Genomic DNA, 16,698 nt, shown 5'->3' on the forward strand with positions numbered 1-16,698 from the left:
AGTTGATAATAGCTTGTAATTTGTTTTTCATATGTTTGTCATGTTGTGAAAATTCTTTCAATGTTTTAAGAGTTTTTAATTTTTTGCTGTAAAATTTTTTTTGATACCCTTTGATCTTAAGTTTGTTTGATTAAATAAGTAGATGATTTGTGAGGTAGTTTATTATGTTGTTGAAGCTTAAATATAGGTTTGTTGGATTTTTATTATTGTTTTTAGTTTTCATATTGTTACTTTTTTCTATGATTTTTAACTTTGTTTTATGTGGTTATTTAGAAGATTATTATAAGCAACTTACAAGGGCGCAGGTAAGAAGAGCAGCTTTTTCTACACAGTCTTTTTTGGACACTCTTTATGTGATAATCAGCGGTGCAGCTTCCAATTTAGCACTTGAAACCTTATCAGAGTTTGCAATTTCTGAGAATAGAGGGAAAGATTTTTCTGAGTCCGAGTTGGTAGCTTTGAGGAAAAATTCAAAATTTGTTATTGATTCTGTAAAGGTGAGCAAAAACTATCGACAATATTTATACAATTTTATGTCCAATCTTAAAAATGATACTTTTTTTGAAGAATTTGCTTTTTTTGATTTTGAAGGGAGAATAATTGTTAGTACAAGACATGAAAATAATATGGATTTTGGGCATTCTGAAGCTAACACTAATTATTTTAAAAAAGTCGTTGAAGATTATAGGCAAAGCCAATTAAAATTTGTAGGTTGGTATTCAGATCTTTCTGAAGGAATATCCGCAGAGGTTGCTATTAGATCTAAACAAAGTGAAAAAAAGGCTTTTGCAATAATTGTACCTGTATATTCTCCAGAAGATAAACTTGTGTGTGGGTATTTGGCTGGATATTTGCTTAATGATATTATAGCAGATAGTTTTGATCGATTTAGGTTCGGTTTTTATAAAAGAGGCAATTTTATTTATGTGGATCCCAATAATATAGCAGTTAATCCTTTTGAAGAATACAATGAAACCAGTAGGATTAGTTCTAAATTTTTAAATATTTTTAAAGATGTTTTTTCTAAGCCACCTTTTCCATCAAATATTGCCAGCGAAGTGTCGGTTTACACTATTGATAGAATATTTTTACCCGAAATGGGAGAAGATTGTTATTATGCAATGTTGCCCATAAGTAGTAAATTCGGAGAAAAGAGTGGGATACTTATTGCCAGGCTTCCTTATAAAGACATTTATGGAGTAATATCTAGCCTAAGATTTCAGTATATTTTATATTCTTTATTGGGCATTATTGCATTAAGTATTATTCTTTTAACTAGAATAGATAGGATTATTAGTTTTCGTTTAAACGCAATTAGAGTTTTAGTTCAAGATATGGTTAAGGGCAATTTAGATAAAGATTATGCTTTTAATGATGATGAAAATGCTCTTGATGAACTTGGTATGTTAAGCCTTCAGGTTGTGAAAATGAAAAAAGCTATTTCTATAGCAATTGCTAGTGTTTTGAGAAATATTAGTTATGTGAATAAGGCAAGTTTAGAAGTTGCCAGTTCAAGTCAAAACTTAAGCTCTAGCGCATTACAACAGGCATCTGCTCTTGAAGAAATGTCAGCTAATGTTGAGCAAATAGCTTCAGGTGTCAACATGAGTGCTAATAATTCTTATGAAACAGAACAAATAGCTTTGAAGACGAATGAAAATTCTCAGATAGGTGGTAGAGCTGTTGAAGAATCTGTTATTGCTATGCAAGACATTGTAGAGAAAGTTAGTGTTATTGAAGAAATAGCTAGAAAAACTAATTTGCTTGCTTTGAATGCGGCCATTGAAGCTGCAAGAGCGGGTGATGAAGGAAAAGGATTTGCTGTTGTGGCTAGTGAGATTAGAAAGTTAGCCGATCTTAGTAAAATTTCGGCTCTTGAGATTGGGGAGTTAGTTGAAGATAACTCTAAGGTAGCAACTGAAGCGGGATTGATCTTTAAAGAAATGCTACCTGAAATAGAAGAAACAGCTAATCTTGTTAAGAAGATTTCAGAAGGTAGTTCTAAGCAGAGTGATCAGATTGCTCAATTTAAAATGGCTTTAGATCAGGTTGGAGAAGTTGTTCAGTCTTCAGCTTCAAGCAGTGAGCAGCTTTCTAGTATGTCCGATAAAATGTTAGAGAAGTCTAAGGAACTTAGAAAATCTGTATTATTTTTTAAAATTAAAGATTCTAAAATTGAAAATTTGCAAGATGATGATTACGATTTCAGGTTAATAGATTGTCCTGAGAATTCTTTTAAAGATGAAAATCAAAATTTGAAAACCAATGGAATTTCGACTTTAAATGATAGTAGGCATAATTATTCTTTAAGTACTGATGACGAGTCTTCTGTAATAACTAATACTATTAATAAGCGAGTTGATCCCAAAAAAGCTATCGATATTGCTGATAAGGATTTAAATTTTGATGATGATTTTTCAGAGTTTTAGAATTTATTTTTTGTAAAAGAGGTGGTTAGTATGAAGCTTAAAGCTAGGATGTTGCTACTTGTTCTTATTCTGATAGCATTCTTTATATCAATTTTGTTTTTTATTTTTGGAATGTTGATTAATAGTAAATTGGTGGATCAGCAGTTTGATCTTATGATAAATCTTATTGGAAGCATTAAAAGTTCTTTTAATCTTTACATCTCTTCAATGGAAGAGAAAGTGAGAGTTAGTTCAATGTATTTCAATTCTGCTGAGAAATTTAATGAGGCTAGTAAAGTTAAATCCAAAAGGTTGAGTTTTATTTTAGATCAATCTGAAATTCTTGTTCAAACTGGTAGTAATATGATGGTTACAAATAAGGAAGGTGAAATAGTTTTTACTACGGCTGTTAAGGATAATAGTGATTTTGGCAAATCTATTGGAGACAGAGAATATTTTACGAAACTGAAAGAATCTCAAAGCATTGTTTACAACTCTTTTGTCATGTTAGCAGATCCCGGGTCTATTGAAGAGTCTTTAGTTAACAACATTTCCAAGATAAAAAATAAAAAAGGCCAGATTCCTTACATATTAATAGGTATGCCCTTAAGAGATTTCGACACAGGCGACATTTTCGGTTATTTTATGTTTTTTTATTCAATGGATTATATAAATAGGTCTTTTAGAGGGATTAATTTTGGAATACTCTCTAGTGGTCGTGCCCTAGCTTATGATACTACAGGTAAATTATTGGTTCACCATACGGTATTTCCAGGCGATGTTTTAACTGATATTAGTGCCTCTTATTCCAATATTGTTAAAAAAACATCTGAAGATTTGTTGCAAAAAAATAAAGAAATTTCAACTGTTTATTATTATGATCCCAATACCAGTAAAAGATATGTGGGAATTAGTCAAAAGGTATTATTAAGCTTGTCTAATAGTAAATTTATTCTTTTAATGAGAACCTCAGAGGATGATTTTTATTATATGTCGCGAGCTACAACTATAATCTTAGCCATCAGTTTTGCATTTACATTACTTATTCTTGCTGTTGCAACTCTTTATCTTGTTAAAAAATTGAGCTCTTCTTTGAATAAGATATTAGAATATTCTGAGCGACTTGCTTCTGGTAATTTTACGGCTGATGTCAATTTTGGCAAATGGGATACTGTAGAGTTGTATAGCTTGTACGAAGGACTTGAACAATTGAGAACTAATTTTTCTTCAGTTGCTAAGGGGGTTATTGAAAACCTAGATTATCTTTATGAAAATGCGATTCAAATAGCAAATGCAAGTCAGAATTTAAGTTCTGGCGCTGTTGAACAGGCTTCCACTTTGGAACAAATGACAGCAAATATTGAGCAAATATCACAAGGTGTTTCTGAGAATACTGAAAATGCATCTACTACTGAAAAAATTGCTGTTAATACTAATGAAAGGACTAAAGAGGGGCATAAATCTGTTGTTAAAGCTATTGAGGCAATGACTGTAATTACTGAAAAAATTGGAATTATTGACGAAATAACAAGACAAACTAATTTACTTGCTCTAAATGCTTCTATTGAGGCTGCACGAGTTGGAGAAAAAGGCAAGGGTTTTGAAGTGGTAGCCGCTGAAGTTAGAAAGCTTGCAGATCAAAGCAAAGAATCGGCAAGAGAGATTATTGATATTGCAAATAGAAGCTTAACTGTTGCAAGTCGTGCTGGAGAAAATTTTGAACAGATAGTTCCTGGTATGGAACAAACGGCTAGACTTGTAAAAAATATTTCTAATGAGAGCTATAAACAAAGTATTCAAATAGAGCAATTTAAAAATGCAATAGAACAGGTCAGTCAACTAGTTCAAACCACAGCTTCAAGTAGTGAAGAACTTTCTGCAATGTCTGAGAAAATGTTAGAGAGTGTAAAAGATTTAAAAGAATCTGTTGATTACTTTAAGATCGAAAAGTAAGTAAAGAGTTTAAAAATCTTCTACTTACTTACTTTTGTGGATCATTATTCTATGACTTTAAAAATTTTAGCCCCACCTAAGCATTCTGTGTTTTTATAAAAGATTGCAAATTGCCCCGGAGAGATTCCTTGGTCTTTTTTATTTAAAGAAATTTCAATTAAGTTATTTGCAATAAGCTTTAATTTGCACGAGCATTTTTTTTCTCCGTGTCTAATTTTAATTTTGAAATTTTCAAAATTTGAAGGTGTGTCGTTTATCCAATGTATTTCATGAACTAGAAATTTGCGCTTTGCTTGTTTTAAATAATTTTCGTTATGGGAAATATATATGATATTTTTTTCTAAGTCTTTTTCTATCACAAACCAAGGTCCGTTGCTAAGTTTTATTCCCTTTCTTTGTCCGACTGTAAAAAACCAATATCCGTTGTGAATTCCCATTATTTTGCCCGTTTCTTTTTCAATTATATTACCTTTTTGCTCACCAAGATGATATTTGATAAATTCATCGTATTTAATTTTTCCTAAAAAACAAATACCTTGGCTATCTTTTCTATCTTTGTTGGGTAAATTTATGTTTTTAGCTATTTGTCTTACTTCGCTTTTAAGCAATGTCCCTAAGGGGAAGTATAGTTTTGACATTTGTATTTGGGAGAGATGAGATAAAAAATAGCTTTGGTCTTTAATTTTATCTTTTGCCTGTTTTAAAAAAAATTTTTTTTGTTTTATTTGTATTTTAGCGTAATGCCCGGTGACAACCAAATCATACTGCTCATTGATTTTCTCAAAAAATGCTCCAAATTTTATTCTTTGATTGCAAAAAATATCTGGACTTGGGGTGTTACCCGCTTTTAGTTCTTCAATAGTATAGCTTACTACTTTTTCATAATATTCTTTTTGAAAGTTTATTATTTCATACGGTACATTAAATTTGTTACATACAGCTTCAACGTAATTTAAATCTTCTTGCCAAGGGCAGCTTCCAATGTAAGACAGTTCATCTTCAAGCCAAATTTTTAGATAGTAGCATTTTATATTTGTATATCCTTTGTTTATTATTCTATAAAGGGCAACAGAACTATCAACTCCTCCAGACAAAAGCACTGCTATTTTCATAAATTTCCCTTTTTAGGTTTCATTATATAAGATTTTGATAATTTTTGTAAATTATAATATAATACTTAAATCCATTAATGTATTGAGGAATTTGTGAAAATAGGTATTAGTGATATTAGGATTTTTTTACCTTTAAATTATTTAGACTTTTCTGTTCTTTTAGAAAATCCTTTATATTCTTCTAATGAAGCTTTTTTAAAAAAAATTAATAGAGCAATAGATGCAACCTTGCAAAAAGGTTTTAGGTTTACCGGTCCTAATGAGGACAGTGTAACCATGGCAAGTTCGGCTGTTAAGCTTATTTTTGACAACAATAATCTCGATTTAACCAAAATTAGAATGCTTTTGGGGGGTACTGAAACAGGCGTTGATCATTCAAAGTCAATTTCTTCTTATGTTTTTGGGGCTTTAAAGCAGGCTGGTATTTTCTTGGGGAATAATTTTCTAACTTTCCAAGTTCAGCACGCGTGCGCTGGTGCTGCAATTTCTTTACACAGTATGGCAAGTGTTTTAAGCCATTCTGATAATTCTGAGTATGGTATAGTTTTTTCTTCAGATATTGCACATTATAGCAATCTTACTACGGCCGAGATTACCCAAGGAGCTGGCGCAACTGCCATTTTGGTTGAAAAAAATCCAAAGCTACTTTCGATCAATTTATCTGAATTTGGAGTTTATACCGATGATGTTGATGATTTTTTTAGACCTTTTGGAAGTATTGAGGCTAAAGTGCGGGGTCAATATTCAGTTGAATGTTACAATAATGCAAATGAAAATGCTTTAAGAGATTTTGCTTTTAAAAAGCATCTTAGTATGAAAGATTTATTTTCTAATTATAGGTTTGTTCTACATGTTCCTTTTGCTAAGATGCCGATAGATTCAATGCATTATATTTTAAAAAAATATTATAGTGATGAGGAATCTGTTAGAAATGCTTATTTAGAATCAATAGATTTTTACGATGGAGTTGAAGCTGCTATGGAGGTAGGGAATTTGTATACGGGTTCAATTTTTCTATCTTTAGCATTTTATTTAAAAAGAGTATTTTCCAAGAAAGATATTACAGGAGAAAAGATATTGTTTTGCTCTTATGGATCTGGCAATATTATGATTATTTATGAGCTTACTGTTGAAGAAGGTGCTTTTGATGTTGTTAGATCATGGGATCTTGATGAGCTTATAAAAAATAGAAATAATGCAAATTTTGAAGAATATAAAGATTTCTTTCAAAATAAAATAGTTCCTGGTGAATCCAAAGGATTTTATTTAAAAGAATTAAGAAATGATGGATACCGAATTTATGGGTATCGAGCTTAATATATTGGAAACCAAAAAAAGGCATATTGAGATTTGTTTAAATAAGAACGATGTTAAAAGCGGTTGCAATCTTTTAAAGTTTGTTAAGTTTAAGCATAATGCTCTTAGTGATTTTAATTTTTCTGAGATAAGCATAAAAGAAGAAATATTTGGATATAATATTAGAATGCCTGTTTTTATTTCTTCCATGACAGGTGGGAGTAAAGAGGGGAATGATTTTAATAAATCTTTAGTTAAAATTGCAAACCATTTAAAAATTCCTATTGGCTTAGGTTCTTTTAAACTTTTGTTTAAGTATCCCGAGTACATAAGAGATTTTGCTCTTAAAAAGTATGCTTATAATATTCCTTTGTTTGCTAATATCGGCGCTGTTCAAATTGTTGAATTTGGGATTTCTAAAATAGCTGAAATGGTTAAGAGGTTAGAAGTTGATGCCATTATTGTGCATCTTAATGCAGGACAAGAGTTGATGAATGTTAATGGAGACAGAAATTTTAAAGGAATAAAAGAGGCAATAGCTAAATTATCTGGCTTTTTAAGTATTCCGTTGATTGTCAAGGAAACAGGTTTTGGAATTTCACCAAAAGATGTTAAAGAATTATTTAACCTCGGTGTTTCTTATATTGATCTTGCAGGGAGTGGTGGAACCAATTGGGTTTTAGTAGAAGGCATTAAGGGCGATAATCTAAATATTGCATCTTGTTTTTCTGATTGGGGTATCCCTTCGATTTTTACTTTACTTAGCATTGATGATTCTCTAAAAGCTAATATTTTTGCATCTGGTGGATATGAGACGGGCATGGATATTGCTAAAGGCATTGCTCTTGGGGCCAGACTTATAGGTGTTGCTGCAGTTGTTCTTAGGGCTTTTTACAATTTGGGAGAAGATGCTGTATTTAGTCTTTTTTCTGATTATGAGCATATTTTAAAAATGTCTATGTTTTTAAGTGGAAGTAAAAATTTATCAGAGCTTAGGAATAATAAGTATTTTTTGAGTAGCTATTTGCTTTCTGAGTTTGGAGTTTTTAAGCAGTTTTATGAAACTTAGTAAAAATTTTAGGCATAAAAGTATTTTAGAAAAAAGGCAAGAGATAAAAAGTTTTTTGGGATTATCTTTTAAAGATTTTTTTTACAATAATGTCAATGAAGATTTTCTTTTTAATATAATAGAAAATTATATTGGATATTTATCTTTTCCTATTGGAATTGTAAAAAATTTAAAAATAAATGGTACATATTATTCTTTACCTATTGCAACAGAAGAATCTTCTGTTGTTGCTGCTTTAAATTTTGCGGCAAAAATTCTTAAAAATGCTGATTTGAGTTATTCTTTGGGGGAAGTATTGGGAATTTCTCAAATTTATATAAAATCGGGAAAAGATTTAAGTAAAATTTTGATTCATCTTGGCGATAAAATCAAGACTTGGATTGAACCTCTTTTAATTAATATGAATCAGAGAGGGGGTGGATTTAGAAGACTGTCAACAAGGTATATTGAAGAGCTTGGTATTCAAAAATTGAATCTTTATGTGGATACTTGTGATGCTATGGGCGCTAATTTGCTAAACTCAATTGCAGAACGTGTGGCAGAATATATTTTTTTAGAGTTTGGATATGAGTGTGTTTTGAAAGTTTTAAGCAATGATATTGGTGAATTTACAGTTAAAGCTCGTTTTATTTTAGATTTTGACCATTTATTGTCAAGTAAAGATGATTCTTGGAATTTGGCTAAAAAAATTGAACTTATTTCTAGCATAGGTTTTTACGAGGAGGAGAGGGCTGTTACTAATAATAAAGGCATTATGAATGGAATTACAGGAGTATGTCTTGCGACTTTTAATGATACAAGAGCGCTTGAGGCTTCTGTTCACAGATTTGCTTCAAAGAGCGGGAAATACCTTCCCCTTAGTAAATTTTATACTATCGATAATGCTTTGGTTGGAGAGATTGAACTTCCCTTACAAGTTGGAGTTAAAGGCGGGGCTACATCTTTTAATGAAGCTTCAATTTTAAGTTTTAAAATTATGAATGTAAATAGCAAGAGTGAGTTTATTGGTATTCTCTCTTGTGTGGGACTTGCTAGTAATTTTGCTGCTTTAAGAGCTCTTGCTTTGAATGGGATTCAAAAGGGGCATATGAGATTGCATGTTAATAAAATATTTTACCTTTTAGAGACAAAATATAATATATCTGATTTTGAGAAAGACAAGTTATTGTTAGAAATGAAAAAAATGAATATTTATTCTTTTGATTTTGCTTTTAAAATTTTAAAGAAAATAAGGTTAGAAAATGAAAGTAAGGTGCAAGGCTAATGCAAGCTTGGCTTTAATTAAATATTGGGGCAAAAAGGATGTTTTTTTAAACATTCCAGCGACTTCTAGTCTTGCTGTTAGTATTGATAAGTTTTATTCAATAAGTGAGCTTGAACTTTCAAATCGAGATGAAATAATTTTAAATTCAAATCCAGTTGTATTGAAAAATAGAGAAAAATTCTTTTTTGATTATGCAAGAAAAATTCTTGCTGAACCAAATGTTAGATTTAAAATTAAAAGTGAAAATAATTTTCCAACAGCAGCAGGCCTTGCAAGCTCAAGTTCAGGTTTTGCTTCTATTGCTGCTTGTGTTTTGAAATATTTTAATAAATATTCTGCTAGTAGTGCATCTAATCTTGCAAGAGTAGGATCAGCTTCTGCGGCAAGATCTATTTATGGGGGATTTACTATTTTAAAAGAAGGTGCAAAAGAATCTTTTCAATTAAGAGATCAATCTTATTTTAATGATTTGCGAATAATATTTGCCATAATTGATACTAATGAAAAAGAATTATCTTCAAGGGCTGCAATGAATATTTGTAAACACCATGAATTTTATTATGATGCTTGGATTGCTTCTAGTAAAAAGATTTTTAAAGATGCCTTATATTTTTTTTTAAAAAAAGATTTTATACATTTTGGAGCAACTATTGTAAAAAGTTATCAGAATATGTTTGCCTTAATGTTTGCATCTTCTATTTTTTATTTTAAAAATAGTACAATAGATTTAATTAAATATGCTGCTAATTTGAGAAATGAAGGAATTTTTGTATTTGAGACAATGGATGCAGGCCCCCAAGTAAAGTTTCTTTGTTTGGAGAAAAATTTAAATACTATTTTAAAAGGACTTAAGCAAAATTTTACCGATATTGATTTTATTGTTTCAAAGGTTGGGCGTGATTTAGAATGGATTTGATTAGTTTTTCTGTACCTGGGAATTTGCTTTTAATGGGGGAGTACTCTATTTTAGAGGAAAAGGGATTAGGTCTGGCAATTGCCATCAATAAGAGAGCATTTTTTTCTTTTAAAAAGAGCAATTCTTGGCGATTTTTTAGCAAAAAGAAAGAGATAGACGATTTTTCTTTAATAGAAAATAGAAATGATTTTGTTTTTAAAATGTTTAATTACTTAAGTCGAAATTATTTTTTTAATCTAGAGAGTTTTTCTTACGATGTATATATTGATACAAGCAATTTTTTCTTTAATGATGGCACTAAAAAGGGATTTGGATCAAGTGCTGTTGTTGCTATTGGAATAGTGTTTGGACTTTTTTTAATTTATAATACTGCTAATATTATTAACAAAGATGAAATTTTTAAATGTTGTTTGGAAGCTTACAGATATTCGCAAGGAGGAATAGGCAGTGGATATGATATTGCTACTAGTATTTTTGGAGGTGTGATTGAGTTTGAAGGGGGAGTTAATCCTAAAAGTAGGCAGCTGGGAGTTTTAGAGTTTAATGATTTTTATTTAATGCGGGGTTTGCAAGCAGTTAAAACTACTACTTCTATTTGTGAGTACAATAAACATAGAGATTCTATTTTAGATTTTATATTGAAATACAATTTGGAAATGAAAAAACTTGTTTTAAGCGCTTGTAGTTCTAAATCCGCATTAATTTCTAATTTGAGGAGAGCTAAAGAATTGGGGCTAGCAATCGGAGAGGCAATAGGAGTTTCTGCAGCTTTGCCTTCAAGCTTTAAACACTTTCAGGATCAATGTGATTTGATTAAAGCTTTGGGAGCTGGGAATGAAACTTTTTTAGTTTACAGGCCTAATATTGAAGCTTTTGATTTGTCAAAAATTATTCCAATTGTTTTAGAGCACGAAAGTATTAAATTTGAAAGCAATAAATGCTAAGAATAAGAAAACCTGCTAAAATATTGTTTTTAGGGGAGCATAGTGCTGTTTACGGGTTCCCAGTTATTGGAGCTACAGTTCCAATTTATATGGATCTGGTTTACAGTGTGTCTAGAAATTGGAAATATTTAGGTAATCCCAGTTCAAGATTAAATAGCTTGATAAACTTTATTGTTTCAAATTATAGTAAAGTTAATCCGATTGAGTTTAATGTAATTTCAGAAATTCCTATTGGAGTTGGTCTTGGCTCTTCTGCTAGTCTTAGTTTATGTTTTGCAGAATATATTACAAGCCATTTTGAGTATAGAAATTTTAATAAAATTTTGTTGGCAAATCAAATTGAAAATATTTTTCATGGCAAATCTTCCGGAATGGATATTAAACTAATTGATCTTGGTGGAACTTTTTATTTAGAAAAAAAAGATATTTTAAATTTAAAGAAAGTAAAAGATTCTGGTTTTTATTTTTTAATAGGAGCAATCAAAAGAGATTTTACGACTAAAGAGATAGTTTTTAATTTAAAAAAACAGTTATTATCCAATGCTGATTTATTTGTTTTTATTGAAAAGCTTGGGCTTGCTGTAAGGAATGCTTATATTTCTTTTCAGAATAAAGATATATATTCTTTGGCCAATGAAATGAATTTTGCGCAATATTGTTTAAAGCGTTTAGGGGTGTCTAGTGATACTCTTGATTGGTTGATAAATAGGGGGATTAAATTAGGTGCTCTTTCTGGAAAGTTAAGTGGCTCTGGCAAAGGGGGAGCGTTTATTTTTCTTTTTGAAAGTCTACAAAAGGCGCATAAAGTTCAAGAGGAGTTAAATGATATACTTAAAACTTCTAAAATAAGCTTAGTTTTAGAATTAAGAGTAATTGGAGTTTAGGTGATTTTTGGGCCCAGAGAGACTCGAACTCCCGACATCCTGCTTGTAAGGCAGGCGCTCTGACCAGCTGAGCTATGAGCCCTTTTACTACTAATAAGTAGTATACAGTATAAACTTTAATGGTGTCAATTCTTATATTTTCTTTTTCCAAAAAGAACTACAAATATATCTATATTGTTAGCTGTTTTTAATCGATAGCCACCCATTTTGTCGGTATCTGTATTAATAAGAGCTTCTTTGTGGCTTGGGCTGTTAAGCCATGCATGAACTACTCCGCTAAGTTCAATTCCTGATGCTAATATTTCTCTTGTTAAATTAAAGGATTTATCGTATTTATGTATTCTTTCCATTGGGGTTGTGCCAAAAAGAGTATGGGTTAATGTTTTATTTTCACCTAGTTGTATAGCATACTCTTTTGCAACTTTTTCAAGAACATCATCTATTTCTAGATGATTTAGATTTAAATTTTTTCTCAATTCAGTAATTTCTGAATATAGGATTTTCATGTCTTTTTTTGTATCTATTGGGTGCATTGTGTTTAAATTACATGCTTGAGACGAAAATAGTGTAAAAATTAAAATCAATTTTTTCATTAAAGATCCTTTTTATAATAATATTAAAATTATAATTATATATCATTATGTATTATAATAATTATATAAAGGAGTTAGTTATGATGGAAAAATATTTAACTTATATAAAAAAGAATGATTTAGAAGCAATACAATTAAAATTGCAAGAATTATTAGCAAGTTTGCATATTTTTTATTCTAATTTAAGAGGTATTCACTGGAATATAAAAGATACCAATTTCTTTGTTATTCATAAAAAAACTCAAAAACTTTATGAATATATTGAAAAGATTATTGATGTTGTTGCAGAACGTTCAAGAATGCTTGGATATGATTCTGAATTTAGATATTCTGAGTTTATGAAAAAATCTTTTATTATGGAGCTTGATGTTGAATCAACTTCCAATTTTTTACCTTCAATGCAAAGCATTGTTTGCAGTCTTACTGAGATTTTAAAAAATATTGTTGGAATGAGAAAGTTGATTGATACTGCTGGGGATTATGGTACTGCTAATATTATGGATGACATCATAAGCGATCTTGAGAAGTATTTGTGGATGCATAAGGCTTTGCTTGAGAATTGTCATTGTTTTTGTCACGACGAGGGTGATAGCAAATGTTGCGAGTGCAATGAAAAATAACAATTTTATTAAAATGTTTAACTTGTACTAATGGTTAGTTTATTTGTATTAATTTTGTAGTTGTTGGGGATTATGGACATTAGAAATATTGGGATTATGGCGCATATTGATGCTGGCAAAACTACTACCACAGAAAGAATTATTTATTATACCGGTAAAAGTCATAAAATGGGAGATGTGGACTCTGGTAATACTATTACTGACTGGATGCCTCAAGAGCAAGAAAGAGGGATTACTATTAGTTCAGCTGCTATTACTTGTCATTGGAAGGATTGCCAAATAAACATTATTGATACGCCCGGGCATGTTGATTTTACAGCAGAAGTTGAAAGATCTCTTCGAGTTCTTGATGGGGGTATTGTTATTTTTAGTGCTGTTGATGGAATTCAGGCTCAAACAGAAACTGTATGGAAACAGGCAGAGAAGTATGAAATTCCACGACTTGCTTATGTTAATAAGATGGATAGATTGGGCGCTAATTTTTTTAAAGTTGTAGAAGATATTAAAAATAAGTTTAAAACTATTCCTTTAATTTTGCAGATTCCAATTGGAAATGAAAGCAGTTTTGAAGGAGTAGTTGATATTATTTTAAATAAAGAGCTTCATTTTTCAATGGAAAATGGAATTCCAAAATTAACTTATAGTCAAGTCAGGGAAGAATTTGTTGAAAAAGTGATTCTTTTTAAGAAAAAATTAATAGATATTCTCAGTCAATTTAGTGAGGAAATTACTCAATTGTTTCTTGAAGATAAAGAGATTAGTTTAGACATTATTAGAAGGGAGATTAGAAGAGGCACTATTTCTAGATTTATTATTCCTGTTTTAATGGGAGCTAGTTTAAAAAATATTGGAATAGAACCTTTAATCGATTCGATTGTAGACTACTTGCCAAGTCCTTTTGAAAAAAGCTTTAATGCTTTTTCTTTAGATTCGGATAGAAAAATTTTAGTTAATCCTAATGAAAGTAAAAAATTGTCAGCGCTTGTTTTTAAAGTCCAATATTCAAGCATAATTGCGGCTCATCTTTATTTTGTTAGAGTTTATTCTGGTGAGATTAATTCTAATAAAAAAATTATTAATGCTTCTAATGGTAAGCGTGAAAAGTTTACAAAAATTTTTAGAGTTTTTTCAAATAAAAATGAACAAATAGATTTTGTGAAAACAGGTGATATTGGCGCTGTTTTGGGATTAAAATTTTCTGCTACAGGGGATACTCTTGTTGAAGAAAATAATAATGTTTTGCTTGAGTCTGTTATGTTTCCAGAGCCAGTTGTTTTAATGTCTGTTGAGCCTGAAAGATCATCAGATGAGATTAGGCTAAAGGAAATTTTTGATATAATATCTAAAGAAGACCCTACTTTTAGTTATTCTGAGAGTAAAGAAACAGGGCAATTGATTATATCTGGAATGGGTGAATTACACCTTGAGATTATTTTGACAAGAATTAAAGATGAATTTAATCTTAATGTTTATACAGGAAAACCTCAAGTAAGTTACAGAGAGAGTGCAGGCAAAATTGTAAAAGAAGTTTTTGAGTTTAAAAATATCTTTGCTGGTAGAAATATTGATTTTAAAATTGGGATAGTCATTAAACCTTTGTCGCGGGGCGAAGGAAATAAAATCGATTTTGAATGTAATATCGATCCTCCAATTAAATCTGCAATATTAAGGGGGATTACAACTACATTTGTAAGTGGAGTTTTTGGATATCCCATTGTTGATATTAATGTTAGCATTTTTTCTATTGTTTGTGAAACTGGCAAGATTAGTGAGAGTGCTTTTGAATCAATCTCGGGATTTGCTTTTCATAGCATTTTCCAAAAATCAGATCCTATTAAACTTGAACCAATAATGCTATTAGAAATTAGAACACCCGTTGAACATACGGGAGAAATTATTTCTACTTTAAATGTTATGGGGGGTGTTGTTCATGCAGTTAGCAATATTGGAGAGTATGATTTGATAAAATCACAGGCGGCTTTTGAAAAGCTTTTTGGGTATGCTTCTATTTTAAGAAGTTCTACTAAAGGGAGGGGCAGTTTTACTATGGAATTTTCTTATTTTAAGGAAAAAGTAAGTTAAAGTTGTTAGTTTTATAAGGCAGAATGGCTTTTTTTGTATTTATTATTTTTTAAATCTAATTACTAATTAATTTTTATTGATGAGTTTTTGTGTAAAAATGATTTTATTCCTTTTGTTGTTAATCTGTAAGTTTTTGATAGTTTATGAATGTGATATTATGATATAGAATGTTTTTTAGCCTTATAAAGGCATGTTTGCCTTTTAGGCATGGGTAAAATATTATATTGGTTTTTTTGATATGATATTTTATAATATTTTTTTATTTTAAAAAATAAAGGAGGCGTATTATGCAGGGTGAAAATATGGTTTCAATTAGAGGTGGAAATAGAAGAAAAATTCTTCTTAGTTTGAAAAATATGCAATATTCAAGAACAGACCTGGCTCGTAAATTAACCTTAACAAATGCTGCAGTTACTATTTTGACCAATCAAATGATAAAAGAAAATCTTTTGATTGAAGTTGGTTCTAGAGTGTCTGATGTTAAAAAGCACGGACGAAAAGAAATACTTCTTGACATTAATAAAGATTATGCCTATTCAATGGGAGTTATTATTTCTAGCAATTATTTTCAAATAGGTATTGCTAATCTTAAATGTGAGGTTTTAATAAGCGAGACCCATTCTTTTGAGCCTCCAGTTAGTGCTTATGATATTTTAGAAAAAATAAAAGATCATATGATAGAAATTATCTGGAAACATAATTTTTCAAGGGATAAGTTTATTGGTTTGGGTTTTAGTATTACAGGGTTAATAAAGGATAAGGAATTAGGCGTTGTTAATGACAGCTATGGAGCATGGATTGAAAAAGATGTTCCTGTTAAGAGGATACTTGAAGAATATTTTTCACTTACGGTTTATCTTGAAAGTTATGTTAAAAATTTATCTCTTGCTGAATTTATGGGTAAAAATATAGATAATATTATGTTTTTTGACTACACAGATACTGCAGAACTTTCTATTTGGTCAGGTGGCAATGTTTATCCTGGTTTTAATAATAGGTCAGGTATGGTTAGTCATATGATAATTGATTATGAAGGAGAAAAAAATTGTCCAACTTGTGGTAATAAGGGCTGTGTTAATATGCTAATATCCAATTTTGCTTTGCAGAGATTGATTTCAAAAGAGTTTATGAATGGTGAAATTCCTGAGCTTTATGAAAAGTATGAGGGAAAATTAAAAAAGGTTACAATATATGATATTTTTTCTCTTTACGAAAAATATGATTTTATAAATAAAATTATGCAAGATACGGTTAAATATTTGGCAATAATTATTATCAATATTCAAAGAATGCTTGATTTTAATTATTTAGTACTCTATGGGCAAAGTTTTAAATTAAAAGCTTTTTTTGATTTGTTAAAAGAAGAGATTAGAAAGCGAAATAAAGAGAATATAGTATTAAAGCTTAGTTCATTAGATACTGAAGTTTCTGTTGTTGGACCGGCTTCTAGCGTTATTTTTAATAAATTTTATTTGACAGGGGGAGATATTGATTAATATTACCTTTTTTTGTATCTTATATTTGATAAGATTATTTTTGAGAATAGAGGTTATTTTT

13 protein-coding genes and 1 tRNA gene are annotated in these 16,698 nt (G+C 30.1%); 11 read left to right on the forward strand and 3 right to left on the reverse strand.

What is annotated here, in order from left to right; all coding sequences use genetic code 11:
* Positions 1–164 precede the first annotated feature (164 nt).
* Both DB723_RS03425 and DB723_RS03430 read left to right on the forward strand, forming a co-directional pair.
* On the forward strand, positions 165–2,429 hold the full coding sequence (locus DB723_RS03425; protein WP_151552583.1) for a methyl-accepting chemotaxis protein: 2,265 nt from the start codon (positions 165–167) through the stop codon (positions 2,427–2,429).
* Between the two features lie 30 nt (positions 2,430–2,459).
* Positions 2,460–4,361 (forward strand): methyl-accepting chemotaxis protein, encoded by a 1,902-nt coding sequence (locus DB723_RS03430; RefSeq protein ID WP_151552585.1) that lies wholly within the window; start codon positions 2,460–2,462, stop codon positions 4,359–4,361.
* 44 nt (positions 4,362–4,405) lie between these two features.
* On the opposite strand, the gene mnmA is transcribed toward DB723_RS03430, so the two are convergent.
* Positions 4,406–5,473, reverse strand: coding sequence for a tRNA 2-thiouridine(34) synthase MnmA (gene mnmA, locus DB723_RS03435; RefSeq protein ID WP_151552587.1), 1,068 nt, complete (start codon positions 5,471–5,473; stop codon positions 4,406–4,408).
* Between the two features lie 93 nt (positions 5,474–5,566).
* Between mnmA and DB723_RS03440 the strand changes: the two genes are divergently transcribed.
* The 6 genes from DB723_RS03440 to mvk are packed head-to-tail and all read left to right on the forward strand — an operon-like array spanning position 5,567 to position 11,846.
* Entirely contained in the window at positions 5,567–6,790 is a 1,224-nt protein-coding gene (locus tag DB723_RS03440) for a hydroxymethylglutaryl-CoA synthase (protein WP_151552589.1), read from the forward strand.
* Positions 6,774–7,838, forward strand: a complete 1,065-nt coding sequence (gene fni, locus DB723_RS03445) for a type 2 isopentenyl-diphosphate Delta-isomerase (protein WP_151552958.1) — start codon at positions 6,774–6,776, stop codon at positions 7,836–7,838. The genes DB723_RS03440 and fni overlap by 17 nt, the downstream gene beginning before the upstream one ends.
* A complete protein-coding gene (locus DB723_RS03450; RefSeq protein ID WP_267128452.1) occupies positions 7,828–9,102 on the forward strand; it encodes a hydroxymethylglutaryl-CoA reductase, degradative in 1,275 nt (424 codons plus the stop codon). Before fni ends, DB723_RS03450 begins: the two co-directional genes overlap by 11 nt.
* Positions 9,080–10,018, forward strand: coding sequence for a diphosphomevalonate decarboxylase (gene mvaD, locus DB723_RS03455; RefSeq protein ID WP_151552593.1), 939 nt, complete (start codon positions 9,080–9,082; stop codon positions 10,016–10,018). Before DB723_RS03450 ends, mvaD begins: the two co-directional genes overlap by 23 nt.
* Positions 10,009–10,962: a GHMP family kinase ATP-binding protein gene (locus tag DB723_RS03460; RefSeq protein ID WP_151552595.1), complete on the forward strand. Its 954-nt coding sequence runs from the start codon at positions 10,009–10,011 to the stop codon at positions 10,960–10,962. The genes mvaD and DB723_RS03460 overlap by 10 nt, the downstream gene beginning before the upstream one ends.
* The gene (gene mvk / locus DB723_RS03465; RefSeq protein WP_151552597.1) at positions 10,956–11,846 is read left to right on the forward strand and encodes a mevalonate kinase; all 891 of its coding nucleotides are present in this window, start codon (positions 10,956–10,958) and stop codon (positions 11,844–11,846) included. The genes DB723_RS03460 and mvk overlap by 7 nt, the downstream gene beginning before the upstream one ends.
* 8 nt (positions 11,847–11,854) lie before the next feature.
* On the opposite strand, the gene DB723_RS03470 is transcribed toward mvk, so the two are convergent.
* Together DB723_RS03470 and DB723_RS03475 are read right to left on the reverse strand one after the other, a co-directional pair.
* Positions 11,855–11,928: transfer RNA gene (locus DB723_RS03470), tRNA-Val, on the reverse strand.
* 43 nt (positions 11,929–11,971) lie between these two features.
* The gene (locus DB723_RS03475; RefSeq protein ID WP_151552599.1) at positions 11,972–12,439 is read right to left on the reverse strand and encodes a BB0689 family surface lipoprotein; all 468 of its coding nucleotides are present in this window, start codon (positions 12,437–12,439) and stop codon (positions 11,972–11,974) included.
* An 83-nt stretch (positions 12,440–12,522) separates the two neighbouring features.
* Here DB723_RS03475 and DB723_RS03480 point away from each other — a divergent pair, with 83 nt between their 5' ends.
* The 3 genes from DB723_RS03480 (at position 12,523) to badR (ending at position 16,637) form a co-directional block, all read left to right on the forward strand.
* Complete coding sequence (locus DB723_RS03480; protein ID WP_151552601.1) at positions 12,523–13,059, forward strand: Dps family protein; 537 nt, start codon at positions 12,523–12,525, stop codon at positions 13,057–13,059.
* A gap of 72 nt (positions 13,060–13,131) precedes the next feature.
* A complete protein-coding gene (fusA, locus tag DB723_RS03485) occupies positions 13,132–15,141 on the forward strand; it encodes an elongation factor G (RefSeq protein WP_151552603.1) in 2,010 nt (669 codons plus the stop codon).
* Between the two features lie 287 nt (positions 15,142–15,428).
* Positions 15,429–16,637 (forward strand): host adaptation transcriptional regulator BadR, encoded by a 1,209-nt coding sequence (badR, locus tag DB723_RS03490; protein ID WP_151552605.1) that lies wholly within the window; start codon positions 15,429–15,431, stop codon positions 16,635–16,637.
* Positions 16,638–16,698: the final 61 nt, after the last annotated feature.

The organism is Borrelia maritima (assembly GCF_008931845.1).
In the GTDB taxonomy this organism is placed as follows: Bacteria; Spirochaetota; Spirochaetia; order Borreliales; family Borreliaceae; genus Borreliella; species Borreliella maritima.